The organism is Streptomyces sp. NPDC054813 (assembly GCF_053611365.1).
Genome location: NZ_JBSHAF010000005.1, coordinates 372,672 through 396,591, shown reverse-complemented (window position 1 = coordinate 396,591; position 23,920 = coordinate 372,672). Strand labels below are relative to the sequence as shown.

General features: G+C 69.9%; 19 protein-coding genes. 13 read left to right on the top strand and 6 right to left on the bottom strand.

The window, feature by feature from the left end; genetic code table 11:
• Positions 1-7 precede the first annotated feature (7 nt).
• The 5 genes from pgeF (at position 8) to ACWGJB_RS12695 (ending at position 3,916) form a co-directional block, all read left to right on the top strand.
• Entirely contained in the window at positions 8-736 is a 729-nt protein-coding gene (gene pgeF / locus ACWGJB_RS12715) for a peptidoglycan editing factor PgeF (protein ID WP_453380183.1), read from the top strand.
• A 6-nt stretch (positions 737-742) separates the two neighbouring features.
• Complete coding sequence (locus ACWGJB_RS12710; protein ID WP_453380182.1) at positions 743-1,462, top strand: YggS family pyridoxal phosphate-dependent enzyme; 720 nt, start codon at positions 743-745, stop codon at positions 1,460-1,462.
• 126 nt (positions 1,463-1,588) lie between these two features.
• Positions 1,589-2,230: a cell division protein SepF gene (locus ACWGJB_RS12705; RefSeq protein WP_453380181.1), complete on the top strand. Its 642-nt coding sequence runs from the start codon at positions 1,589-1,591 to the stop codon at positions 2,228-2,230.
• A gap of 50 nt (positions 2,231-2,280) precedes the next feature.
• Positions 2,281-2,565, top strand: a complete 285-nt coding sequence (locus ACWGJB_RS12700; RefSeq protein WP_046729537.1) for a YggT family protein — start codon at positions 2,281-2,283, stop codon at positions 2,563-2,565.
• Between the two features lie 55 nt (positions 2,566-2,620).
• Positions 2,621-3,916 (top strand): DivIVA domain-containing protein, encoded by a 1,296-nt coding sequence (locus ACWGJB_RS12695; protein WP_453380180.1) that lies wholly within the window; start codon positions 2,621-2,623, stop codon positions 3,914-3,916.
• A 265-nt stretch (positions 3,917-4,181) separates the two neighbouring features.
• Here the strand turns inward: ACWGJB_RS12695 and ileS are convergent, their stop codons facing one another.
• Complete coding sequence (ileS, locus tag ACWGJB_RS12690; protein ID WP_453380179.1) at positions 4,182-7,319, bottom strand: isoleucine--tRNA ligase; 3,138 nt, start codon at positions 7,317-7,319, stop codon at positions 4,182-4,184.
• Positions 7,320-7,921: 602 nt separating this feature from the next.
• Between ileS and ACWGJB_RS12685 the strand changes: the two genes are divergently transcribed.
• From ACWGJB_RS12685 to ACWGJB_RS12660, 6 genes are all read left to right on the top strand, one after another.
• Positions 7,922-8,848 (top strand): TraR/DksA C4-type zinc finger protein, encoded by a 927-nt coding sequence (locus ACWGJB_RS12685; protein ID WP_453380178.1) that lies wholly within the window; start codon positions 7,922-7,924, stop codon positions 8,846-8,848.
• Between the two features lie 67 nt (positions 8,849-8,915).
• Positions 8,916-9,524 (top strand): signal peptidase II, encoded by a 609-nt coding sequence (gene lspA / locus ACWGJB_RS12680; RefSeq protein WP_453380177.1) that lies wholly within the window; start codon positions 8,916-8,918, stop codon positions 9,522-9,524.
• 69 nt (positions 9,525-9,593) lie between these two features.
• Positions 9,594-10,538: an RluA family pseudouridine synthase gene (locus tag ACWGJB_RS12675; protein ID WP_453380176.1), complete on the top strand. Its 945-nt coding sequence runs from the start codon at positions 9,594-9,596 to the stop codon at positions 10,536-10,538.
• Positions 10,535-11,005 carry a GNAT family N-acetyltransferase gene (locus ACWGJB_RS12670; RefSeq protein WP_453380175.1) on the top strand — a complete coding sequence of 157 codons (471 nt, stop codon included), beginning with the start codon at positions 10,535-10,537 and terminating at the stop codon, positions 11,003-11,005. The genes ACWGJB_RS12675 and ACWGJB_RS12670 overlap by 4 nt, the downstream gene beginning before the upstream one ends.
• Before the next feature lie 74 nt (positions 11,006-11,079).
• Positions 11,080-12,666, top strand: a complete 1,587-nt coding sequence (locus ACWGJB_RS12665; protein WP_453380174.1) for a Na+/H+ antiporter — start codon at positions 11,080-11,082, stop codon at positions 12,664-12,666.
• Between the two features lie 88 nt (positions 12,667-12,754).
• Complete coding sequence (locus tag ACWGJB_RS12660) at positions 12,755-13,495, top strand: SDR family NAD(P)-dependent oxidoreductase (protein WP_453380173.1); 741 nt, start codon at positions 12,755-12,757, stop codon at positions 13,493-13,495.
• Positions 13,496-13,510: 15 nt separating this feature from the next.
• Here ACWGJB_RS12660 and ACWGJB_RS12655 read toward each other — a convergent pair whose 3' ends face one another.
• Positions 13,511-14,623, bottom strand: a complete 1,113-nt coding sequence (locus ACWGJB_RS12655; RefSeq protein ID WP_453380289.1) for a mechanosensitive ion channel family protein — start codon at positions 14,621-14,623, stop codon at positions 13,511-13,513.
• 102 nt (positions 14,624-14,725) lie between these two features.
• Here ACWGJB_RS12655 and ACWGJB_RS12650 point away from each other — a divergent pair, with 102 nt between their 5' ends.
• Positions 14,726-15,295, top strand: coding sequence for a dienelactone hydrolase family protein (locus ACWGJB_RS12650; RefSeq protein ID WP_453380172.1), 570 nt, complete (start codon positions 14,726-14,728; stop codon positions 15,293-15,295).
• Between the two features lie 7 nt (positions 15,296-15,302).
• On the opposite strand, the gene ACWGJB_RS12645 is transcribed toward ACWGJB_RS12650, so the two are convergent.
• The 4 genes from ACWGJB_RS12645 to ACWGJB_RS12630 all read right to left on the bottom strand — a co-directional run bounded on the left by ACWGJB_RS12645 (position 15,303) and on the right by ACWGJB_RS12630 (position 20,114).
• Positions 15,303-16,973 carry an alkaline phosphatase D family protein gene (locus ACWGJB_RS12645; protein WP_453380171.1) on the bottom strand — a complete coding sequence of 557 codons (1,671 nt, stop codon included), beginning with the start codon at positions 16,971-16,973 and terminating at the stop codon, positions 15,303-15,305.
• Between the two features lie 103 nt (positions 16,974-17,076).
• Positions 17,077-17,919 (bottom strand): thioredoxin domain-containing protein, encoded by an 843-nt coding sequence (locus ACWGJB_RS12640; RefSeq protein WP_453380170.1) that lies wholly within the window; start codon positions 17,917-17,919, stop codon positions 17,077-17,079.
• Positions 17,920-18,019: 100 nt separating this feature from the next.
• Positions 18,020-18,712 (bottom strand): hypothetical protein, encoded by a 693-nt coding sequence (locus tag ACWGJB_RS12635; protein ID WP_453380169.1) that lies wholly within the window; start codon positions 18,710-18,712, stop codon positions 18,020-18,022.
• A 67-nt stretch (positions 18,713-18,779) separates the two neighbouring features.
• Complete coding sequence (locus tag ACWGJB_RS12630; RefSeq protein WP_453380168.1) at positions 18,780-20,114, bottom strand: DUF2252 domain-containing protein; 1,335 nt, start codon at positions 20,112-20,114, stop codon at positions 18,780-18,782.
• 233 nt (positions 20,115-20,347) lie between these two features.
• On the opposite strand from ACWGJB_RS12630, the gene dnaE reads away from it, so the two are divergent.
• Positions 20,348-23,887, top strand: a complete 3,540-nt coding sequence (gene dnaE / locus ACWGJB_RS12625; protein ID WP_453380167.1) for a DNA polymerase III subunit alpha — start codon at positions 20,348-20,350, stop codon at positions 23,885-23,887.
• Positions 23,888-23,920 lie beyond the last annotated feature (33 nt).

Below are 23,920 nucleotides of genomic sequence, written 5' to 3'. Positions count from 1 at the left end.
TTCAGACGTGATAGGACAGCGCGAAACCGTGAGCGGCGCGCACTTCGCCTTCACCGACAGGTGGGGCGGGGTGAGCGCCGCTCCGTACGAGCAGCTCAACCTGGGCGGGGCGGTCGGCGACGACCCCGACGTGGTGCAGACCAATCGGGAACTCGCCGCCAAGTCGCTCGGTCTGGATCCCGGCCGGGTGGTCTGGATGAACCAGGTGCACGGCAATCTCGTCGCCGAGGTCGAGGGGCCCTGGACCACCCGGCAGACTCCGCCGGTCGACGGACTGGTGACCGCGACCCGAGGGCTCGCCCTCGCCGTGCTGACCGCCGACTGCGTGCCGGTCCTGCTGGCCGACCCGGTGGCCAAAGTGGTCGCCGCCGCCCACGCCGGACGGCCCGGCATGGTGAAGGGCATCGTGCCGGCCGCGATCGACGCCATGGAGTCGCTCGGCGCCGACCCGGCCCGGATCGTCGCCCGCACCGGACCCGCCGTCTGCGGACGGTGCTACGAGGTGCCGGAGGCGATGCGCGCCGAGGTGGCCGCCGTCGAGCCCGCGGCGCACGCCGAGACCAGCTGGGGCACTCCGGCGGTCGACGTGAGCGCCGGTGTGCACGCGCAGCTCGCGCGCGCCGGGGTGCTCGACCGGGCGCAGTCGCCGGTGTGCACGCTGGAGTCGGGCGACCACTTCTCCTACCGTCGCGACCGCACCACCGGGCGGCTCGCAGGCTATGTGTGGCTGGACTGATGGGACATGACGGACCGTAGGACCGAACTCGCCGGAAACCTGGCGAAAGTGGAGGAGCGCATCGCCGCCGCCTGTGCGGCGGCCGGGCGCAAGCGGGCGGAGGTGACCCTGATCGTGGTCACCAAGACCTATCCGGCGAGCGATGTGCGGATCCTGTCGGAACTCGGCGTGCGCCATGTCGCCGAGAACCGGGACCAGGATGCCGCCCCCAAGGCTGCCGAATGTACCGATCTGCCCCTTGCTTGGCACTTTGTTGGTCAATTGCAGACCAATAAAGTGCGATCCGTGGTGGGTTACGCGGATCTCGTGCAGTCCGTCGATCGTTCCAAGCTGGTCGAGGCGCTGTCCAAGGAGGCGGTGCGGGCCGGGCGCGAGGTGGGGTGTCTCCTCCAGGTCGCGCTCGACGCGGGTGCGAGCGGAAGGGGTGAGCGCGGTGGCGTGGCGCCCGGCGGAATCGAAGAGTTGGCCGACCTGGTCGCCGGATCGGCGGGGCTGCGGCTCGGCGGACTGATGACCGTCGCTCCGCTCACCGGGGAGTACGCGGGGCGCCAACAGGCGGCGTTCGAGCGGTTGATGGATTTGTCGACCGACCTGCGCCGAGCCCATCCGGCTGCGAACATGGTCTCGGCAGGGATGAGTGCGGACCTCGAGGAAGCCGTGGCCGCCGGGGCGACACATGTGCGCGTCGGCACTGCGGTACTCGGCGTCCGCCCCAGGCTCGGGTAACGTCGCCAAGAAGTCGGACCACAGCAGAAAATATGGCCAATGCGGCCCAAGACGGGCACAACGGCCACGTGGATCGCGGGACTTGGCAGTCGTCACCGATCCACCACAGAGCGGAGGACTCAGAGCATGGCCGGCGCGATGCGCAAGATGGCGGTCTACCTCGGCCTCGTGGAGGACGATGGGTACGACGGCCGCGGATTCGACCCCGACGACGACTTCGAGCCCGAACTGGACCCGGAGCCCGAACGGGACCACCGACGGCATGAGCCGTCACACCAGTCCCACGGCGCACACCAGTCCCAAAGGGACGATTCGGTACGAGTGGTACAACAGCCGGCGCCGCGTGAGCCGGTGTCGCATTCCGCATCGCTATCCGCGGAATCGGGACGCCCGGCGCGTATCGCCCCCGTGGCGTCCATCACACAAGAACGCGCAAGCCTGGAGAAGAACGCACCGGTGATCATGCCCAAGGTCGTGTCGGAACGAGAGCCTTACCGGATCACCACGCTCCACCCCCGGACCTACAACGAGGCCCGTACCATCGGGGAACACTTCCGTGAGGGCACCCCGGTGATCATGAATCTGACTGAGATGGATGACACAGACGCGAAGCGACTTGTCGACTTTGCGGCCGGTTTGGTGTTTGGTCTTCACGGCAGCATCGAGCGGGTGACGCAGAAGGTGTTCCTGTTGTCGCCTGCTAACGTCGATGTCACGGCGGAGGACAAGGCCCGCATCGCAGAGGGCGGGTTCTTCAACCAGAGCTGAGACGCAACACCGGTACGAAGCACGGAACAGGGGAGAGGGAAGCACGAACCATGAGCGTGTTCCTGGATGTGATCTACATCGCGCTGATGTGCTTCCTCATCGTGCTCATCTTCCGGTTGGTCATGGACTACGTGTTCCAGTTCGCCCGCTCATGGCAACCCGGCAAGGCGATGGTGGTCGTACTTGAGGCCACCTACACTGTCACCGATCCACCGCTCAAGCTTCTGCGGCGGTTCATCCCGCCGCTGCGTCTCGGGGGCGTGGCGCTCGACCTGTCCTTCTTCGTACTGATGATCATCGTCTACATCCTGATCGCGATCGTTGGTCGGCTGTGATGAGCGATGTGACCTACCGTCTTGCCGATGCCGACGACTACGTTGAGGTGAAGAGATGCCGTTGACCCCCGAGGACGTGCGGAACAAGCAGTTCACGACCGTCCGCCTCCGAGAAGGCTATGACGAGGACGAGGTCGATGCCTTCCTCGATGAGGTCGAAGCCGAACTGACGCGCCTGCTGCGCGAGAACGAGGACCTGCGCGCCAAACTGGCCGCGGCCACGCGCGCGGCCGCCCAGAACCAGCAGAACATGCGCAAGCCTCCGGAGCCGCAGGACCAGCAGGGCGGTATGCCTCAGGGCGGCATGCCCCAGCAGGGTGGTATGCCGCAGCAGGGTGGTATGCCGCAGCAGGGCATGCGAGGTCCCGGCGCTCCGGTGCCCGCCGGCATATCGGGCCCGCCGCAGCAGCAGATGGGTGGCCCCATGGGTGGCCCCCCGCAGCTGCCGAGCGGCGCCCCGCAGCTGCCGGCCGGTCCCAGTGGCCAGGGCGGTCCGCAGGGTCCTGGTCCGATGGGTCAGGGTCCGATGGGCCAGGGCGGTCCGATGGGCCAGGGCGGTCCGATGGGCCAGGGCCCCATGGGCCAGGGACCGATGGGTCAGGGTCCGATGGGCCAGGGACCGATGGGTCAGGGTCCGATGGGCCAGGGCATGGGCCAGGGCCCGATGGGCGGCCAGCCCCCCATGCAGCAGCAGATGGGTGGCCCGATGGGCGGTCCCATGGGCGGTCCGATGGGCGGCCCCGGTCAGGGCCCCGGTGGCGACAGCGCCGCCCGAGTCCTCTCGCTGGCCCAGCAGACCGCCGACCAGGCGATCGCCGAGGCCCGCTCCGAGGCCAACAAGATCGTCGGCGAGGCCCGCAGCCGCGCCGAGGGTCTGGAGCGTGACGCCCGTGCCAAGGCGGACGCGCTGGAGCGGGACGCGCAGGAGAAGCACCGCGTCGCCATGGGCTCCCTGGAGTCCGCGCGCGCCACGCTGGAGCGCAAGGTCGAGGACCTGCGAGGCTTCGAGCGCGAGTACCGCACGCGTCTGAAGTCGTACCTGGAGTCGCAGCTGCGTCAGCTGGAGACCCAGGCCGACGACTCCCTGGCGCCGCCGCGTACCCCGGCCGCGGCCTCCCTCCCGCCGTCCCCGGCGCCCTCCATGGCCCCGGCCGGCGCGAGTGCCCCGTCCTACGGCGGCAACCAGCAGATGGGTGGTCCGTCTCCCGCTCCGCCGTCCTACGGCGGCCAGCAGCAGATGACGCCGGCGATGACCCAGCCGATGGCACCGGTACGCCCGCAGGGCCCCTCTCCGATGGGCCAGGCGCCGTCCCCGATGCGCGGCTTCCTCATCGACGAGGACGACAACTGACGGCGGGCGCGTAGCACGCCGTCGGCGTCGGCAGAGCACCACAGGGCGGGACCCCGGTTCACCAACCGGGGTCCCGCCCTGTTTATGCGCGTTGCGCGGCCTTACCCAGCTAACCGCGCACGCTCAGGGCGCCGACCCGCAGGCGTGCGGAGGGAGTCCGGAAGGGGCGCGGGGAACCGCGCACGGTACCTGCTTTGACCCGCACCTACGAGAAGGGCCCGATCCCCACCGTGGAGACCGGGCCCTTTCTCACCAGGGTCGGCGGCTACGCCTTCCGCAGCCGGAACGTCAGAGACAGCCCCTCGTCCACGAACGGCTCGCCGTAGCCGCCGTCGGCCTCGCCCTGCGCGAAGTCCGTCGCCAGCACCTCGTCGGCGATCAGCGAGGCATGCTCAGCCAACGCCGCGATCACCGCCGGGTCGGTCGACACCCACCGCAGTGCGATCCGGTCGGCCACATCCAGCCCGCTGTTCTTCCGCGCCTCCTGGATCAGCCGGATCGCGTCCCGGGCGAGCCCCGCCTGGCGCAGCTCCTCCGTGATCTCCAGGTCGAGCGCGACGGTCGCGCCCGAGTCCGACGCCACCGACCAGCCTTCACGCGGCGTCTCCGTGATGATCACCTCGTCCGGCGCCAGCGTCACGGTCTCGCCGTCGACCTCCACCGACGCCGTGCCCTCGCGCAGCGCCAGCGACAGCGCGGCCGCGTCCGCCGCGGCGACCGCCTTCGCCACGTCCTGCACCCGCTTGCCGAACCGCTTGCCCAGCGCCCGGAAGTTGGCCTTGGCCGTGGTGTCCACCAGCGAGCCGCCCACCTCGGACAGCGACGCCAGCGAGGAGACGTTCAGCTCGTCGGTGATCTGCGCGTGCAGCTCCGGGTCGAGCGCGTCGAAGCCCACGGCCGCGACCAGCGCCCGGGACAGCGGCTGACGGGTCTTGACGCCCGACTCGGCGCGCGTGGCCCGGCCGAGCTCCACGAGCCGTCGTACCAGCACCATCTGCTTGGAAAGCTCCGGGTCGATCGCGCCCAGGTCGGCCTCCGGCCACGCCGCCAGGTGCACCGACTCCGGTGCGCCCGGCGTGACCGGCGCCACCAGGTCCTGCCAGACCCGCTCGGTGATGAACGGGGTCAGCGGGGCCATCAGCTTGGTGACGGTCTCCACGACCTCGTGCAGCGTGCGCAGCGCGGCCTTGTCGCCCTGCCAGAAGCGGCGGCGCGAGCGGCGGACGTACCAGTTGGACAGGTCGTCGACGAAGGCGGACAGCAGCTTGCCGGCGCGCTGGGTGTCGTACGCCTCCAGCGCCTGGGTCACCTGGTCGGTGAGCGCGTGCAGCTCGGAGAGCAGCCAGCGGTCCAGCAGCGGGCGGTCGGCCGGAGCCGGGTCCGCCGCGCTCGGCGCCCAGTTCGACGTACGGGCGTACAGGGCCTGGAAGGCGACCGTGTTCCAGTACGTCAGCAGGGTCTTGCGGACGACCTCCTGGATGGTGCCGTGGCCGACCCGGCGGGCCGCCCACGGGGAGCCGCCGGCCGCCATGAACCAGCGCACCGCGTCCGCGCCGTGCTGGTCCATCAGCGGGATCGGCTGCAGGATGTTGCCCAGGTGCTTGGACATCTTGCGGCCGTCCTCGGCGAGGATGTGGCCGAGGCAGACCACGTTCTCGTACGACGACTTGTCGAAGACCAGCGTGCCGACCGCCATGAGGGTGTAGAACCACCCTCGCGTCTGGTCGATCGCCTCGGAGATGAACTGGGCCGGGTAGCGGCTCTCGAACAGCTCCTTGTTCTTGTACGGGTAGCCCCACTGCGCGAACGGCATCGAGCCCGAGTCGTACCAGGCGTCGATGACCTCCGGCACGCGCGTGGCCGTCTTCGCGCACTGGGGGCAGGCGAAGGTGACCGCGTCGATGAACGGGCGGTGCGGGTCCAGCCCCGACTGGTCGGTGCCGGTCAGCTCGGTCAGCTCCGCGCGGGAGCCGACGACGGTGAGGTGGTCGTCCTCGCAGCGCCAGATCGGCAGCGGGGTGCCCCAGTAGCGGTTGCGGGACAGCGCCCAGTCGATGTTGTTGTTCAGCCAGTCCCCGTAGCGGCCGTGCTTGACGGTCTCCGGGAACCAGTTCGTCTTCTCGTTCTCCTCGAGGAGCCGGTCCTTGATCTCCGTGGTGCGGATGTACCAGGACGGCTGCGCGTAGTAGAGCAGCGCGGTGTGACAGCGCCAGCAGTGCGGGTAGCTGTGCTCGTACGGCAGGTGCTTGAAGAGGAGGCCGCGCTGCAACAGGTCCTCGGTGAGGCGCTCGTCGGCCTTCTTGAAGAAGACGCCGCCGACCAGCGGGACGTCCTCCTCGAAGGTGCCGTCCGGGCGGACCGGGTTCACCACCGGCAGGCCGTAGGCGCGGCAGACCTTGAGGTCCTCCTCGCCGAAGGCGGGGGACTGGTGGACCAGGCCCGTACCGTCCTCGGTCGTGACGTATTCCGCGTTCACGACGTAGTGCGCCGGTTCCGGGAACTCAACCAGCTCGAACGGACGTTGGTAAGTCCAGCGCTCCATCTCGGCGCCGGTGAAGGTCTGGCCCGTGGTCTCCCAGCCCTCGCCGAGCGCCTTGGCGACCAGCTGCTCGGCGACGACGAGCTGCTCCTCGCCGTTGGTGGCGACGACGTAGGTGACCTCCGGGTGCGCGGCGACCGCCGTGTTGGACACCAGGGTCCACGGGGTGGTCGTCCACACCAGGAGCGCGGCCTGGCCGGCGAGCGGACCGGAGGTGAGCGGGAAACGGACGTACACGGAGGGGTCGATGACCGTCTCGTAGCCCTGCGCCAGCTCGTGGTCGGACAGGCCGGTGCCGCAGCGCGGGCACCAGGGGGCGACCCGGTGGTCCTGGACCAGCAGGCCCTTGTCGAAGATCTCCTTGAGCGACCACCAGACCGACTCGATGTACTCGGGGTCCATGGTCACGTACGCGTCGTCGAGGTCGACCCAGTAGCCCATGCGGGTCGTCAGCTCGGAGAACGCGTCGGTGTGGCGGAGTACGGACTCACGGCACTTGGCGTTGAACTCGGCGATGCCGTACTTCTCGATGTCCGGCTTGCCGCTGAAGCCCAGCTCCTTCTCGACCGCCAGCTCCACGGGCAGGCCGTGGCAGTCCCAGCCGGCCTTGCGGGCCACGTGGTAGCCGCGCATGGTGCGGAAGCGGGGGAAGACGTCCTTGAAGACCCGCGCCTCGATGTGATGGGCGCCGGGCATGCCGTTGGCGGTGGGCGGGCCCTCGTAGAACACCCACTCGGGGCGGCCCTCGGACTGCTCCAGGGTCTTGGCGAAGATCTTCTGCTCGCGCCAGAAGTCGAGCACGGCGTGCTCGAGGGCGGGCAGGTCGACCTGTGCGGGCACCTGGCGGTACGTCGGCGCTGTCATCTGCGAGCTTCCTCCAACGGACTTGCTGCCTTCCGTCGGAGGGACGAGAGCCTTGTCTTCCGTACGCCGTGTGCGGCGCGCTCCCGCGGTACCACCCTCCTTGGCTCCCCGATCGCCGTGCGCGCCGGTGAGCCCCCTCATTGCGGTCGCGAAACCGGTTCTACTCGCCGTAGCAGGTCCTGCACGGCTTTCTTCCGGCGGCTCCGGGGTGATCTTCACGTCGCGCTCACCCCCGGGCTCCCACCGTCCCCGGGTCGCTCTGGGCTGCGTACGCCGCTACTCGTCCCCATCCAAGCTTCTCGCTGCGCCCAGTGTACGGCGCCGCACGGACAGCGGCCGACCCGTTTTCCGGGCACCGGTGGCGCCGGGCCGTCCACCTGCCGAGATGACCCGAATGGCGCGGTACGCGTGTTCGGATCCCGGGATGTCCGGCTCGGCGGATTACCGCGCGGGGAGCTGGGCACAACGCATGCATACCGGCTGCGTGGGGGGTGCGGGGCAGGCGGATCGGGCGGCGTGCCCCGTTGCCGAGGGACTCAGGTCGATTTATCGTCCCAGCACGATTCGCGTGCAAGATCACAATATGTGAAGGGGCCGCGGCCATGGTGGCGAAGAAGACCGCCGTACAGCAGTCGGCGTCCGGCCGGTCCGGGGTCGCGGCTGCCTCGGACGGCGACACCAAGGGGGGCGGCGGAAAGCGGGGCACGCGTGCGGGGGAGACCGCCGCGGCGGAGAAAACGGCTGGTGAGAAGGGTTCCGCCAGGAAGACGGCCGCAAAGAAAACGCCGGTGAAGAAAGTGGACGGGAAGCGAGCGGACGGGAAGAGAGCGGACGGGAAGCGAGCCGCGGAGACGAAGACGGCCGGGAAGCCGGCCGCCGAGACGAGGGCGGCCGGTGACAAGGCTGCCGAGGGCGCCGCGGGGAAGTCGGAGAAGGGCGCGTCCAAGGCCGCGGCGACGAAGACCGCGGCGGCGAAGAGCACGGCCAAGAAGAGCACGGCCAAGAAAGCGGGCGCGGCGCGGGCCGCGAAGCAGACGGGAGCCACGACGGTGGTTGCGAAGAAGACCCCTGGCACGGCCACTGCGGCGGCGGAGACCGCCGTCCCCAAGGCGCGCGTCGCCGCGGCGGCTCCGGGCGAACTCGCGGTGCGTCCCGGCGAGGACCCGTGGACGCCGGAGGAGGTCGAGGAGGCGCGCACCGAGCTGATGACCGAGGCACTGCGGCTGCGCACCGAGCTGGACGCCTCCGGCAGCGCCCTGGCCGGTCTGATGCGGGACTCCGGTGACGGCGCCGGTGACGACCAGGCCGACACCGGCACCAAGAACATCACCCGCGAGCACGAGCTGGCGCTGGCCGCCAACGCGCGCGAGATGCTGGAACAGACCGAGCGGGCCCTGGAGAAGCTCGACGCGGGCACCTACGGACTCTGCGAGAACTGCGGGAACCCCATCGGGAAGGCCCGGATGCAGGCCTTCCCGAGGGCGACTCTGTGCGTCGAGTGCAAGCAGAAGCAGGAACGCCGCTACTGAGCATCGGGGTCGCGTGGGGCGTGCCGTAGTCTCGTCCCGAGGCAGGCACCTAGGTTGAGGGACTCACGTGGCAGAGGCGGAGCGCATCATCGGTACGCCGGACACTCCGGACGACGGCGGTGAGGAGACGGCGGCACCCGGCGTGTCCGGCGCGGAGCAGCAGCGGGCCGACGACGAACGACGCCCCGGGCGCGGACGCCGGATCGCCGTGCTGTTCGCGGTCGCCGCCTTCGCGTACGCCCTCGACCTGGTCAGCAAGATGATCGTGGTCGCGAAGCTGGAGCACCACGCGCCGATCGAGGTCATCGGTGACTGGCTGGAGTTCCACGCGATCCGCAACCCGGGTGCGGCCTTCGGGTTCGGCGGCGCCTTCACGATCATCTTCACGGTGATCGCGGCGGCCGTGATCGTCGTGATCTTCCGCCTGGCCCGCAAGCTCTACAGCTTCCCCTGGGCGGTCGCCCTCGGCCTCCTGCTGGGCGGCGCGCTCGGCAACCTCACCGACCGGATCTTCCGCTCGCCCGGTGTCTTCGAGGGCCAGGTCGTCGACTTCATCGCGCCCAAGGGGTTCGCGGTGTTCAATCTGGCCGACTCGGCGATCGTCTGCGGCGGCATCCTGATCGTCCTGCTCTCCTTCCGCGGCCTGGACCCGGACGGCACCGTCCACAAGGACTGACCGCGGCCGGAGCGGGGGCCGGACGGGCTTGCGTACGGCGCTGTCGGTGCGGTCCGGCATACTCGACGGGTGAGCACGATTCCCGAGATCCGAACCCTGCCCGTGCCCGACGGCCTGGAGGGCGAGCGCGTCGACGCCGCCATCTCCCGCATGTTCGGCTTCTCCCGCACCAAGGCGGCCGAGCTGGCCGCGGCGGGCAAGGTCCAGGTCGACGGTGCGGTGGTCGGCAAGTCCGAGCGGGTGAGCGGCGGGTCCTGGCTGGAGGTCGAGATGCCGGGGGCGCCCGCGCCCGTGCAGATCGTCGCGGAGCCCGTCGAGGGCATGGAGATCGTGTACGACGACGATGACGTGGTCGTCATCGTCAAGCCGGTCGGCGTGGCCGCGCACCCCAGCCCCGGCTGGACCGGCACGACCGTCATCGGCGGTCTGGCTGCCGCCGGCTACCGGATCTCCACCTCCGGCGCCGCCGAGCGCCAGGGCATCGTGCACCGCCTCGACGTCGGCACCTCCGGCCTGATGGTGGTGGCCAAGTCGGAGCGTGCGTACACCTCGCTCAAGCGCCAGTTCAAGGAGCGCACGGTCGACAAGCGCTACCACACGCTCGTGCAGGGCCACCCGGACCCGACCAGCGGCACCATCGACGCCCCCATCGGCCGCCACCCCCAGCACGACTACAAGTGGGCGGTCACGGCCGACGGCAAGCCCTCCGTGACCCACTACGACCTCATCGAGGCGTTCCGCGCGGCCTCCCTGCTGGACGTGAAGCTGGAGACCGGCCGCACCCACCAGATCCGTGTCCACATGGCCGCCCACCGCCACCCCTGCGTCGGTGACCTCACCTATGGCGCCGACCCGACGCTCGCCAAGCGGCTGCACCTGACCCGGCAGTGGCTGCACGCGGTCCGGCTCGGCTTTGAGCACCCCGGCAGCGGTGACTGGGTCGAGTTCGAGAGCGACTACCCGGCCGACCTGAGCAAGGCGCTGGACCAGGTCCGCGAGGAGACGTACGGATGAGCACGCGCGCGTACGAGGTGCGCGTCGCCGAGGACCCCGCCGACCTGGAGGCGTGCTTCGCCGTACGCAAGCAGGTCTTCGTCGTCGAACAGGGCGTGCCCGAGGACCTGGAGTACGACGAGTACGACCCCGTGGCCCTGCACGTCCTCGCGATCCGCGAGGACGGCGTACCGCTCGGCACCGGTCGGCTGCTGTACGGCGAGACGGCCGCGGAGAAGACCGACGGCGATCCGTCCCTCGGCTCGCTGGGCCGGCTCGCGGTCTCCCAGGAGGCCCGCGGCCTCGGCATAGGCGTGGCCCTGGTCCGGGCCATCGAGGACGCGGCACGCGCGCGTGGCCTGAGCGCGGTGGACCTGCACGCGCAGACGCACGCGCTGGGCTTCTACGAGCGGCTGGGCTACGAGCCCTACGGCCCGGAGTACGAGGAGGCGGGCATCCCGCACCGGGGGATGCGGCGCGCGCTGTAGCGCGGCCTGTGCCGGAAGATCGCATGGCAGGCTTGAGGCCCGCCGTGTGATCGTCGACTCCCGGAGCGCTGGCCGTGGATCAGTTGGCCCTGTTGTTCGTGCTGCTGCTCGGGGCTCTGGTGAGCGTCCCGGTGGGGGACCGGCTGGGGCTGCCGGCGCCCGTGCTGATGACCCTGTTCGGGATCGTCCTCGCGGTGGCCGACTTCGTGCCGAACGTGAACATCCCGCCCGAGCTGATCCTGCCCGGCCTGCTGCCACCGCTGCTCTACGCCGCCGTACGGCGGACCTCCTGGCGCCAGTTCACGGCCAACAAGCGGCCGATCTTCCTGCTCGCGGTGGCCCTGGTGTTCGTCACCACGGTGTGCGTGGCCGTCGTCGCCAGCGCGATCGTGCCCGGGCTGCCGATCGCCGCCGCCGTGGCGCTGGGCGCGCTGGTCGCACCGCCCGACCCGGTCGCCGCGACCGCCGTCGCCGGGCAGCTCGGGCTGCCGCGCCGGCTGGTGTCGATCCTGGAGGGCGAGGGCCTCTTCAACGACGTCACGGCCATCGTGCTCTACCACGTGGCGATCGCCGCCGTGGTCAGCGGCACGTTCTCGCCCTGGCGGGCCGGGCTGGACTTCCTGCTCTCCGCCGTGGTCGCGGTCGCGGTGGGGCTGGTGCTCGGCTGGGGCGCGAACAAGCTGATGGACGTGCTCGGCGACGCGACCCTCCAGATCGGCCTGACCCTGCTGGTCCCTTACGTCTCCTACGTCCTCGCCGAGGAACTGCACGGCTCCGGGGTGCTCGCCGTGCTCACCACGGCGCTGTTCATCGCCGAGTACGCCACCGACGCCGACGACGTGATGACCCGGCTCGCCGGATACACCTTCTGGGACATCGTCGACACGCTCGTCACCGGGGTCGCGTTCGGGCTGATCGGCCTGGAACTGCACAACGCGATCCGTACGGCGTCCGGCCGCTGGGGCGAACTGCTCGGCTGGGCGGCCGCGATCGTGGGCGTGGTCGTGGTGGTCCGGCTGGTGTGGCTGATGCCGGCGACCTGGCTGACCAAGCGGCTGCACGCCCGGCGGGACTACGACGAGGAGATCCCGACCAGCTGGCGGGAGACCGTGGTGATGTGGTGGTCCGGGATGCGCGGGGTGGCGTCGGTGGCGCTGGCTCTGGCCGTTCCGCTGAACATCGACGACGGATCCCCCTTCCCGGACCGGGACGAGATCGTCTTCATCGCGTTCGGCGTGATCATGGCGACGCTGGTGCTCCAGGGGCTGACCCTGCCGTGGCTGGTGAAGCGACTGGGGGTACGGGCCGACACCGACCAGGAGAAGGAGTTCGAGAAGGAACTCGCGGTACGGGCGGCGAAGGCGGCACGGCGGAGGCTGAAGGAGATCGAGCAGGTCGAGGACCTGCCGGAGGAGGTGACGGAGCAGATGCTGCGACGGGCCTTCGAGATCGGGTTCCGGATCAGCCCCGAGGTGGTGGAGGACGAGCGGCGGGAGGGGCACGACAAGCGGGCGAAGCGGTTGAAGCGGCTGCGGCGGATCCAGCAGGAGATGCTCAGCGCGGCGCGGCACGAGGTGCTTGCGGCGCGGAGCGAGCCGGGGGCGGATCCGGAGATCGTGGACCGGGTGCTGCGGCACCTGGACGTCCGTAGCCTGCGCTGACCACCACCCCCCAGGTGCAGTAATACAAACGTATGGCCGTTGTGGATATCCGAAGGCGGGGTCGGCGGTGCGCTCGTAGTCTCGGATCATGGCTCGGAACATTGTGATCAGTGGTGGCGGAACAGGGATCGGGCTCGCCGCGGCGCGGGTGTTCGCCGCCGACGGGGATCGGGTGCTGCTGCTCGGGCGGCGCAGAGAGGTGCTGGAGCAGGCCGGGGTGCCGGGGGCGGTCTGGTACGCCGCCGATCTGACCGAGCCGGCCGGCGTACGGGGCGTGGCGCGGTACGTCGCCGACGAGATCGGCACCGTGGACGTGCTCGTCCACAGCGCCGGAGGCAACGCCGCGTTCGCGCCCGACGCGGAGGCCGGCGACCCGCTCGACGCCGTCGCCCGCACCTGGACGGGCAACTTCCAGCAGAACACGCTCACCGCCGTGCTGCTCACGGAGGCGCTGAAGGACCGGCTCGCCGACCCCGGCGGACGGGTGCTGTTCCTCAGCTCCATCGCCGCGTACCGGGGGTCGGGGACCGGGTCCTACGCCGCCGCCAAGGCGGCCCTGCATCCGTACGCCCACGACCTGGCCCGGCAGCTGGGACCGCGCGGGGTCACCGTGAACGTGGTCGCGCCCGGGTACGTCGAGGACACCGAGTTCTTCGGCGGCCCGGTCGAGGAGGCGCGGCGGGCACGGCTCGTCGCCGAGACGGCGACCGGGCGGGCCGGCATACCGGGTGACGTCGCCGCCACCCTGCACTGGCTGGCCTCCCCGGCCGCCGGACACGTCACCTCGCAGATCGTCCAGGTCAACGGCGGCGCCGAGCGCGGCCACTGACGGGAAGGGGGGCGGTCAGGCGCCGCGGCCGGTGCGGGGCGGCTCGTGCAGACGCCGGGCCGCCGCCCCGTCCTGGGAGGGGATGATCCCGCCCGGCGACAGGACCGCGTCGGCGGTGTTGACCCGGGGCAGGGCGTAGGGATGCTCGGCGGACAGCCAGGTGATCATCTGCTCGCGGACGGTGACCCGGACCTTCCAGACGTCGTCCGAGTCCTTGGCGGTCACCAGCGCCCGCACCTGGATGGTGTTCGGCGTGGAGTCGGTGACGACCAGGCTGTAGTCCCGCCCGTCCCAGGCGGGGCACTCGCGCAGGATGTCCCGGAGCTTCTCGCGCATCGACTCGATCGGCGCCGAGTGGTCGAGGTGCCAGTAGACGACCCCGGTCATCTGCGGGGTGCCCCGGGACCAGTTCTCGAAGGGTTTGGAGGTGAAGTACGACACCGGCATGGTGATCCGCCGCTCGTCCCAGGTCCGTACCGTCAGAAAGGTCAGGGTGATTTCCTCGACCGTGCCCCACTCGCCGTCGACCACGACGGTGTCGCCGAGGCGCACCATGTCGCCGAAGGCGATCTGCAGACCCGCGAACATGTTCGCCAGCGTGGACTGGGCGGCCACACCGGCGACGATGCCGAGGATCCCGGCGGAGGCCAGCAGCGAGGCGCCGGCCGCGCGCATCGCCGGGAAGGTCAGCAGCATCGCCGCCGCGGCCATCACGCCGACTATCGCCGTGACCACCCGCATGATCAGCGACACCTGGGTGCGTACCCGGCGGACCCGGGCCGCGTCGGTGTGGCCACGGGCGTAGCGGGTGTACGAGGTGTCGACGACGGCCGCCGCGATCCGCACCACCAGCCAGGCGGCCGACCCGATCAGCACCAGGGTCAGCATCTGACCGACGGCGACCCGGTGGCCCAGGAGCAGCTCGGCCTTGTCGTAGGAGCCTCTGAGCAGGGCCGCGCACAGCACCAGCTGGTAGGGGATGCGGGCCCGGCGCAGCAGCCCCCACAGGGGTGTCTCGCTGTGCCGTGCGTCTGCCTTGCGCAGCAGCAGGTCGGTCGCCCAGCCGATCAACAGGGTGAGGACGACGGCGCCGCCGACCACGATCAGCGGGCGGAGTACGTTCTCCATGTCCATAGGTCCGAACGTAACCAGATCCGCGGGGTCCTGAACATGCTGACCGGTGTCGAGGGCGTCACAAAGGCCGTCGGCGCAGGCTGGCACCATGGGCGCATGAACATCATGCTCTTTCACTCGACCTATGGCCTCAGGCCCGCGGTGCGCGAGGCCGCGGACCGGCTGCGTGCCGCGGGGCACGAGGTGTGGACGCCGGACCTCTTCGCGGGACGCACGTTCGACACGGTCGAGGAGGGCATGGAGTTCAACGAGTCGATCGGCAAGGACGAGCTGCTGAAGCGGGCCGTGCTGGCGGCGGCGCCGTACTCGGAGCGCGGGCTGGTGTACGCGGGGTTCTCGCTGGGCGCCTCGATCGCGCAGACGCTGGCGCTGGGCGACGAGCGGGCACGCGGGCTGCTGCTTGTGCACGGCACCTCGGACATCGCGCCGAACGCCTCGGTGGACGAGCTGCCGGTCCAGCTGCACGTGGCCGAGCCGGACGCCTTCGAGACGGACGACTGGCTGAGCGCCTGGTATCTGCAGATGGGCCGGGCCGGCGCCGATGTGGAGATCTACCGGTACCCGGGCGCCGGACACCTCTACACCGACCCCGGGCTGCCGGACTGGGACGAGGAGGCCGCCGAGGCCACCTGGCGGGTGGCGCTCGGCTTCCTCGACACGCTGTAGGTGACGGCTACACCGGGTCGTAGGTGCGCTCGACCTTCTGGGTGCCGCTGCGGGTGCGGTACGAACGCTCCCAGGACGAGGTCGCGTCGGCCTTCGTCTTGTCGGAGAGGACGTAGTAGTCCATCTGCGCCCGGGCGGCGGTGATGTCCAGGATGCCGTAGCCGTGCCGGTCGGTGTCCACCCAGTGCACATGGCGGTTGGCCAGCTGGATGATCGGCGCGGCGACGGTGGAGACGACACCCGGGGAGACCTTGAGGATGTCGTCCAGGTTGTCGGAGGTCACCGAGGTCACCACGAACTCCGTGGCCGCGGAGGCGGAGAGCGGGTAGGTGCCGGCGTCCACCGGCACGTCGTTGGCCCACGCCATGTGGATGTCGCCGGTCAGGAACACCGTGTTGCCGATCGCGTTGGAGCGCAGGTGGGCCAGCAGCTCGCGGCGGTCGTCGGTGTAGCCGTCCCACTGGTCGGTGTTGAGGGCGAGGCCGTCCTGCGGCAGCCCGAGCAGCTTGGCGAGCGGCTTGAGCAGGTCGGCGGAGAGCGAGCCGATGGCGAACGGCGAGATCATCACCGAGTTGCCGACCAGCCGCCAGGTGGTGTCGGAGGCCTTCAGTCCGGCCTTCAGCCAGTCGAGCTGGGCGCGGCCGGTTATGGTGCGGTCCGGGTCGTCGACCGAGCCGCTGCCCGTGGAGACCTGCTGGGAGCGGAAGGAGCGCAGGTCGAGCAGGGAGAGGTCGGCGAGCTTGCCGAAGCGCAGTCGGCGGTAGGTGGTGCCGGCGATGGCCGGGCGGACCGGCATCCACTCGAAGTAGGCCTGCTTGGCGGCGGCCTGACGGGCCGTCCAGGTGCCCTCGGCGCCCTCGGTGTGGTTCTCGGCACCGCCGGACCAGGAGTCGTTGGCGAACTCGTGGTCGTCCCAGATCGCGATGACCGGCGCCTTGAGGTGCAGGGCCTGCAGGTCGGTGTCGGTCTTGTACTTGCCGTGCCGGGTGCGGTAGTCGGCGAGGGTGATGATCTCGTGGGTCGGCGCGTGCTGGCGGACCACGGTGTCCCGGGTGCCGTACTCGCCGGTGCCGTACTCGTAGATGTAGTCGCCGAGGTGCAGCCACGCGTCCAGGTCGCCCCGGGCCGCCAGGTGACGGTAGGAGGCGAAGTAGCCGGCCTCCCAGTTGGCGCAGGAGACGACACCGAAGCGCAGGCCGGAGACGGCGGCGTCGGCCGCCGGGGCGGTGCGGGTGCGCGCCACCGCGGAGTCCGTGCCGCCGGCCGAGAAGCGGAACCAGTAGTCGGTGGCCGGGGCGAGGCCGCGGATGTCGGCCTTGACGGTGTGGTCGGAGGCGGCGGTCGCGGTGGTGGAGCCGCGGGAGACGACGTTGGTCAGCGCCTTGTCGGTGGCGACGACCCAGCTGACCTCGGTGTCGGCGCCGACACCGGAGCCCGGGGTCGCGTCGGCGCTCGGCGTCACCCGGGTCCACAGCAGGACGCCGTCGGGCAGCGGGTCGCCGGAGGCGACGCCATGCAGGAAGGCGGGGGCGTCCGAGGCGGCCCGGGCCGGCAGCGCGGCGGCGAGCGGGGCGGCCAGGACAGCCGTCGCCGCCGCGGCCTTCACGACCGTACGGCGGCGCGGGGAGAGGGAGTTGGCACCCTCGGAAGCCTGAGTTGATCTGTATCGACTGGTCACGTCCGATCAGGTTACTGACCAGTATGAACAAGAGCAGGCGAACCAGAAAAAGTTCGCCTGCTCTTCACCCGGAGCTGGTGCTGTACCTGTGCACAGCGGCGGGTTACGCCTTGAGAGCCGCGTCCACCACGGAGTTGAAGGCCGCGACGGTCATCGGCGGGTTGCCGCTGGAGTCGGCCGTGAGCTTCTTGCCGTCCATGACGAAGCTCGGGGTGCCCGTCACGCCGTCCTTGTTGGTGTCGAAGGTCTTCGACATGGCGAGAGCCCAGGCGTCGTACTTGCCGGACTTCACGGCGTCCTGGAAGGTCTTGTTGTTCTTCAGCGCCGGGACGGTGTTGGCGACCTGGATGAGGTAGCTGTCGTTCTTGAACTTGTCGTCCGTCTCCTCGGGGTGCCACTTCGTGGAGTACAGCGCGGTCTTGTACTCCAGGAACGCCTCGGGACTGACGTTCAGCGCGGCGCCCATGGCGCTCATCGTGTTCTTGGAGCCCTCGCCGTTGGTGCCGATCTTGTCCTTGCCCAGCGAGTCGCCGTCGATGAACGTGCCGCCGATGTACTGGATCTTGAACTTGCCGTCGTCGATGTCCTTCTTCACCGTGGAGCCGACGGTCTGCTCGAACTGGGCGCAGACCGGGCAGCGCGGGTCCTCGTAGACCTTGAGGGTCTTCTTGGCGGTGGACTTGCCGATGACGACCGTGGTGCCGTCCGTGCCCGTGGTGTTGGCCGGGGCGACGACCTTGGCGTCCTTCTCGTCTTCCCAGTAGCCGGGCTTGTTGGCCTGGACGACGGCGTAACCTATGCCGCCCGCCGCGGCCAGCACGGCCACGACCGAGCAGGCCACGATGACCTGGCGCTTGACCTTGGCGCGCTTGGCCTGCTTCTCGCGCTCGACGCGCAGTCGCTCCCGGGCCGCGTTCTTGGCGGACTGGCTGTTCCGCTTGCTCATGTTGGTGATCTCCATATGGGACGCGCACATGTCGTACGCGGGATACGTGTGGGGGACTCGTCGTGCTCGAACGAGGGGCGTGCTCGTGAGGGAGGGGCGCTCAGGCGAAGGGCAGGGCGAGCGCCCGGGAGCACGGCGGTCCACGCCGTCCCAGGGAGTGCACGAGCACCAGGTCGCGGGCGGCGGCCGTACGCGGCGCCGGACGCGGCAGTCGTCGTACCGGGACCAGCCGGACCGTGCCCGCGGCGACCGCGAGGAGCAGCGGCCGGAAGGTGGTGGCGGCGACCGCGCGCAGCAGCTGGGTCAGGGCGCGCTCGCCGCGGCGCAGCCAGGCGGCGGCCAGCAGGCCGACGCCGACATGTGCGGCGAGCAGCAGCCAGGCCGCGGTCGGGTCGGCGTGGGCGAGCGCCGCGGTGGCCCGGGAGCCGCCGGTCATCTGAGCGAGCGGGGTGCCGACGGCGCCGCCGTGGCACAGCACGTCGAAGCCGACCGCGCGCAGCGGGCCGGCGATGGGGCCGCCCGCCCGGCCGTAGCAGGCGTGCTGGCCGGTGGTGAAGACCGTGTCGGCGGCCAGTTCCAGCGGGATGAGCAGGGCCGCGATCCGGCCGAAGCCGCGCTCGCGGCCCGCCAGCGCGTACGCCGTGACGAACACCCCGGCGGCGACCGCGGCCACCGTGGTGAACGGCAGCGGGGCCCGGGACAGCAGCACGTGCGACGCGGTGCTGAGCGTCACGACGAAGGCCGTGAACAGCGCCGCGCGCACGGCTCTGAGCTGGGTCCCGGATATGTCCATAGCGGTGGAGAGTCTGTCACGTACTCATGTAAGGGACCCCTAAAAGAGCCCTGTGAATCCGTGAAGGTTACAGCCCCGGAATCCGGCCGTTGCGGAACAGGTCGACGAAGATCTGGTGGTCGGCACGCGCGCGTGCGCCGTAGCTGTGCGCGAAGTCCACAAGGAGCTGATCGAAGCCCGCGCCGTCGTCGGGGTCCGCCGCGATCGCCGCGTCGATGGCCCGCTCGGTGGAGAACGGCACCAGGGACTCACCGGACTGGTCGTCGGCCGCCGAGTGCATCGAGGCCGTGGCCCGGCCGAGGTCCGCGACGACCGCCGCGATCTCCTCCGGGTCGTCGATGTCGCTCCAGTCCAGGTCCACCGCGTACGGCGACACCTCGGCGACCAGCTGCCCGGAGCCGTCCAGCTCGGTCCAGCCCAGCCACGGGTCGGCGTGCGCCTGCAGGGCGCGCTGGGAGATCACCGTGCGGTGGCCCTCGTGCTGGAAGTAGTCGCGGATCGCCGGGTCCATGATGTGCCGAGAGACGGCCGGGGTCTGGGCCTGCTTGATGTAGATCACGACGTCGTTCTCCAGGGCGTCCGTGGAGCCCTCCAGGAGGATGTTGTACGACGGCAGGCCGGCCGAGCCGATGCCGATGCCGCGCCGGCCGACGACGTCCTTCACGCGGTAGGAGTCCGGGCGGGACAGGGACGACTCCGGAAGCGTCTCCAGGTAGCCGTCGAAGGCGGCGAGGACCTTGTAGCGGGTGGCGGCGTCCAGCTCGATGGAGCCGCCGCCGGAGGCGAAGCGGCGCTCCCAGTCGCGGATCTCCGTCATCGAGTCCAGCAGCTCGAAGCGGGTCAGCGAGCGGGCCGCGCGCAGCGCGCCGAGCAGCGGGCCTTCGGCGCTGTCCAGGGTGAACGGCGGCACCTCGTCGCTCTTGGCGCCGGTCGCCAGCGCGTGGATCCGCTCCCGGTACGCGCCCGCGTACACCTCCACCAACTCGGTGATCTGCTCGTCGCTGAGCGCCTTCGCGTACCCGATCAGCGCGATGGAGGCGGAGAAGCGCTTCAGGTCCCAGGTGAAGGGGCCGACGTAGGCCTCGTCGAAGTCGTTGACGTTGAAGACCAGGCGGCCGTTGGAGTCCATGTACGTGCCGAAGTTCTCCGCGTGCAGGTCGCCGTGGATCCACACGCGCGAGGTGCGCTCGTCCAGGAACGGGCCGCCGCGCTTCTCGGCGTCCACGTCGTGGTAGAAGAGCGCCGCCGTGCCCCGGTAGAAGGCGAAGGCCGAGGCCGCCATCTTCCGGAACTTCACGCGGAACGCGGCCGGGTCGGCGGCCAGGAGCTCGCCGAAGGCGGTGTCGAAGACGGCGAGGATCTCCTCGCCGCGCTGCTCGCCGTTGAGCTGGGGGACCGGCATCGCTGGGTGCCTCCTGGTACGGGTGGTGCGTGACATGTGGGGCGGATCTCTCCTTGGGGCCAACGTGCGAAGGCCCGGGGGAGTGCCCGCTTTCTTCGCCTGAAGGTACGCGGGGTGGCGGGCGGATTGTCAGTGCCGAGGCATAGGATTTCGCCGTCCCACCAGACTGTCCGCAGTCGGTCCGCAGTCGGTCGGAAGATCGTCGACGCTTGTTTCCTCTGGAGGCCGAAACCGTGTCAAAGCCGCCGTTCACGCACCTGCACGTCCACACCCAGTACTCGCTGCTGGACGGTGCCGCGCGGCTGAAGGACATGTTCAACGCCTGCAACGAGATGGGCATGACGCACATCGCCATGTCCGACCACGGCAACCTGCACGGGGCGTACGACTTCTTCCACACCGCGCAGAAGGCCGGAGTCACCCCGATCATCGGGATCGAGGCGTACGTCGCGCCCGAGTCGCGGCGCAACAAGCGCAAGATCCAGTGGGGCCAGCCGCACCAGAAGCGGGACGACGTCTCCGGTTCCGGTGGTTACACCCACAAGACGATGTGGGCGGTGAACAGCACCGGCCTGCACAACCTCTTCCGGCTCTCCTCCGACGCCTACGCCGAGGGCTGGCTGCAGAAGTGGCCCCGGATGGACAAGGAGACGATCTCCCAGTGGTCCGAGGGGATCGTCGCCTCTACCGGCTGCCCCTCCGGCGAGCTCCAGACCCGGCTCCGCCTCGGCCAGTACGACGAGGCCCTGAAGGCGGCCGCCGACTACCAGGACATCTTCGGCAAGGACCGCTACTTCCTGGAGCTGATGGACCACGGCATCGAGATCGAGCACCGGGTCCGCGACGGCCTCCTGGAGATCGGCAAGAAGCTCGGCATCCCGCCGCTGGTGACGAACGACTCGCACTACACGTACGCGCACGAGGCGACCGCCCACGACGCCCTGCTGTGCATCCAGACCGGCAAGAACCTCTCCGACCCGGACCGCTTCAAGTTCGACGGCACCGGCTACTACCTGAAGTCCACGGACGAGATGTACGCCGTCGACTCCTCGGACGCCTGGCAGCAGGGCTGCGCCAACACGCTCCTGGTCGCCGAGATGGTCGACACCACCGGCATGTTCGAGGCGAAGAACCTCATGCCGAAGTTCGACATCCCCGACGGCTACACCGAGGTCACCTGGTTCAAGGAGGAGGTCCGCCGGGGCATGGAGCGCCGCTTCCCCGGCGGCGTCCCGGACGACCGCCAGAAGCAGGTCGAGTACGAGCTGGACGTCATCATCCAGATGGGGTTCCCGGGCTACTTCCTGGTGGTCGCCGACTTCATCATGTGGGCCAAGAACAACGGCATCGCGGTCGGCCCCGGCCGAGGTTCCGCGGCCGGTTCGATCGTCGCCTACGCCATGGGCATCACCGACCTCGACCCGATCCCGCACGGTCTGATCTTCGAGCGGTTCCTCAACCCCGAGCGCGTCTCCATGCCCGATGTCGACATCGACTTCGACGAGCGCCGGCGCGTCGAGGTGATCAGGTACGTGACCGAGAAGTACGGCGCCGACAAGGTCGCCATGATCGGCACCTACGGCAAGATCAAGGCCAAGAACGCCATCAAGGACTCCGCGCGTGTGCTGGGCTACCCGTACGCGATGGGCGACCGCCTCACCAAGGCGATGCCCGCCGACGTCCTCGGCAAGGGCATCGACCTGGACGGCATCACCAACCCCTCGCACCCGCGGTACAACGAGGCGGGCGAGATCCGCGGGATGTACGAGAACGAGCCGGACGTCAAGAAGGTCATCGACACCGCCAAGGGCGTCGAGGGCCTGGTCCGGCAGATGGGTGTGCACGCGGCCGGCGTGATCATGTCCAGCGAGCCCATCGTCGACCACGCCCCGATCTGGGTGCGGCACACCGACGGCGTGACCATCACGCAGTGGGACTACCCGCAGTGCGAGTCGCTCGGCCTGCTGAAGATGGACTTCCTCGGCCTGCGCAACCTGACGATCATGGACGACGCCGTCAAGATGGTGAAGTCCAACAAGGGCATCGACCTCGACCTGCTGGCCCTGCCGCTCGACGACCCGAAGACCTTCGAACTCCTCCAGCGCGGCGACACCCTCGGCGTCTTCCAGTTCGACGGCGGCCCCATGCGCTCGCTGCTGCGCCTGATGAAGCCCGACAACTTCGAAGACATCTCCGCCGTCTCCGCGCTCTACCGTCCCGGCCCGATGGGCATGGACTCGCACACCAACTACGCGCTGCGCAAGAACAAGCTCCAGGAGATCACCCCGATCCACAAGGAGCTGGAGGAGCCCCTGGAAGAGGTCCTGGCCGTCACCTACGGCCTGATCGTCTACCAGGAGCAGGTGCAGAAGGCCGCCCAGATCATCGCCGGCTACTCGCTCGGCGAGGCCGACATCCTGCGCCGCGTGATGGGCAAGAAGAAGCCCGACGAACTGGCTAAGAACTTCGTCCTCTTCCAGAAGGGCGCCCGGGACAAGGGCTTCAGCGACGAGGCCATCCAGGCTCTGTGGGACGTGCTGGTCCCCTTCGCCGGATACGCGTTCAACAAGGCGCACTCCGCCGCGTACGGCCTGGTCTCGTACTGGACCGCCTATCTGAAGGCGAACCACCCCGCCGAGTACATGGCCGGGCTGCTCACCTCGGTCAAGGACGACAAGGACAAGTCGGCCGTCTACCTCAACGAGTGCCGCCGCATGGGCATCAAGGTGCTTCCGCCGAACGTCAACGAGTCGGTGCACAACTTCGCCGCCCAGGGCGACGACGTGATCCTCTTCGGCCTGGAGGCCGTCCGCAACGTCGGCACGGGCGTCGTGGAGTCGATCATCAAGGCCCGCAAGGCGAAGGGGAAGTTCGCCTCCTTCCCCGACTACCTGGACAAGGTCGACGCCACCGCCTGCAACAAGCGGACCACGGAATCCCTCATCAAGGCGGGCGCGTTCGACGCGCTCGGGCACACCCGCAAGGGCCTCACCGCCCAGTACGAGCCGATGATCGACAACGTGGTCCAGGTCAAGCGCAAGGAGGCCGAGGGCCAGTTCGACCTCTTCGGCGGGATGGGCGAGGCCGAGAGCAACGAGCCCGGGTTCGGCCTCGACGTGGAGTTCACCACCGACGAGTGGGACAAGACCTATCTGCTCGCCCAGGAGCGGGAGATGCTCGGTCTGTACGTCTCCGACCACCCGCTCTTCGGTCTGGAGCACGTGCTCTCCGACAAGGCCGACGCGGGTATCGCTCAGCTGACCGGCGGCGAGCACGCCGACGGCGCGGTCGTCACCATCGGCGGCATCATCTCCGGCCTGCAGCGCAAGATGACCAAGCAGGGCAACGCCTGGGCGATCGCCACCGTCGAGGACCTCGCGGGCTCCATCGAGTGCATGTTCTTCCCGGCGACCTACCAGCTCATCTCGACCCAACTCGTCGAGGACGCGGTCGTGTTCGTCAAGGGCCGCCTCGACAAGCGCGAGGACGTGCCCCGCCTGGTGGCGATGGAGCTGGCGATCCCGGACCTGTCCGCCGCGGGCGCCAACGCGCCCGTGATCCTCACCATCCCCGCCACCCGGATCACCCCGCCGATGGTCAGCCGCCTCGGCGAGATCCTCAGCCACCACAAGGGCGACAGCGAGGTCCGGATCAAGCTCCAGGGGCCGACCAAGACGACCGTGCTGCGCCTCGACCGGCACCGGGTGAAGCCGGACCCGGCGCTGTTCGGTGACCTGAAGGTGCTGCTCGGCCCGTCCTGCCTGGCCGGATAGGTTTTCCGGTCGTACGCGCGCGGAAGGGGCGCA

Coding starts and splice junctions, on each gene's coding strand:
- ACWGJB_RS12630 (WP_453380168.1), bottom strand. CDS start 20,114: ATGCCGGTCCCCCAGCTCAACGGCGAGCAGCGCGGCGAGGAGATCCTC.
- ACWGJB_RS12635 (WP_453380169.1), bottom strand. CDS start 18,712: ATGGACATATCCGGGACCCAGCTCAGAGCCGTGCGCGCGGCGCTGTTC.
- ACWGJB_RS12695 (WP_453380180.1), top strand. CDS start 2,621: ATGCCGTTGACCCCCGAGGACGTGCGGAACAAGCAGTTCACGACCGTC.
- ACWGJB_RS12685 (WP_453380178.1), top strand. CDS start 7,922: ATGGTGGCGAAGAAGACCGCCGTACAGCAGTCGGCGTCCGGCCGGTCC.
- ACWGJB_RS12705 (WP_453380181.1), top strand. CDS start 1,589: ATGGCCGGCGCGATGCGCAAGATGGCGGTCTACCTCGGCCTCGTGGAG.
- ACWGJB_RS12660 (WP_453380173.1), top strand. CDS start 12,755: ATGGCTCGGAACATTGTGATCAGTGGTGGCGGAACAGGGATCGGGCTC.
- ileS (WP_453380179.1), bottom strand. CDS start 7,319: ATGACAGCGCCGACGTACCGCCAGGTGCCCGCACAGGTCGACCTGCCC.
- ACWGJB_RS12700 (WP_046729537.1), top strand. CDS start 2,281: ATGAGCGTGTTCCTGGATGTGATCTACATCGCGCTGATGTGCTTCCTC.
- ACWGJB_RS12640 (WP_453380170.1), bottom strand. CDS start 17,919: ATGAGCAAGCGGAACAGCCAGTCCGCCAAGAACGCGGCCCGGGAGCGA.
- ACWGJB_RS12670 (WP_453380175.1), top strand. CDS start 10,535: ATGAGCACGCGCGCGTACGAGGTGCGCGTCGCCGAGGACCCCGCCGAC.
- ACWGJB_RS12650 (WP_453380172.1), top strand. CDS start 14,726: ATGAACATCATGCTCTTTCACTCGACCTATGGCCTCAGGCCCGCGGTG.
- ACWGJB_RS12655 (WP_453380289.1), bottom strand. CDS start 14,623: ATGGAGAACGTACTCCGCCCGCTGATCGTGGTCGGCGGCGCCGTCGTC.
- ACWGJB_RS12710 (WP_453380182.1), top strand. CDS start 743: ATGACGGACCGTAGGACCGAACTCGCCGGAAACCTGGCGAAAGTGGAG.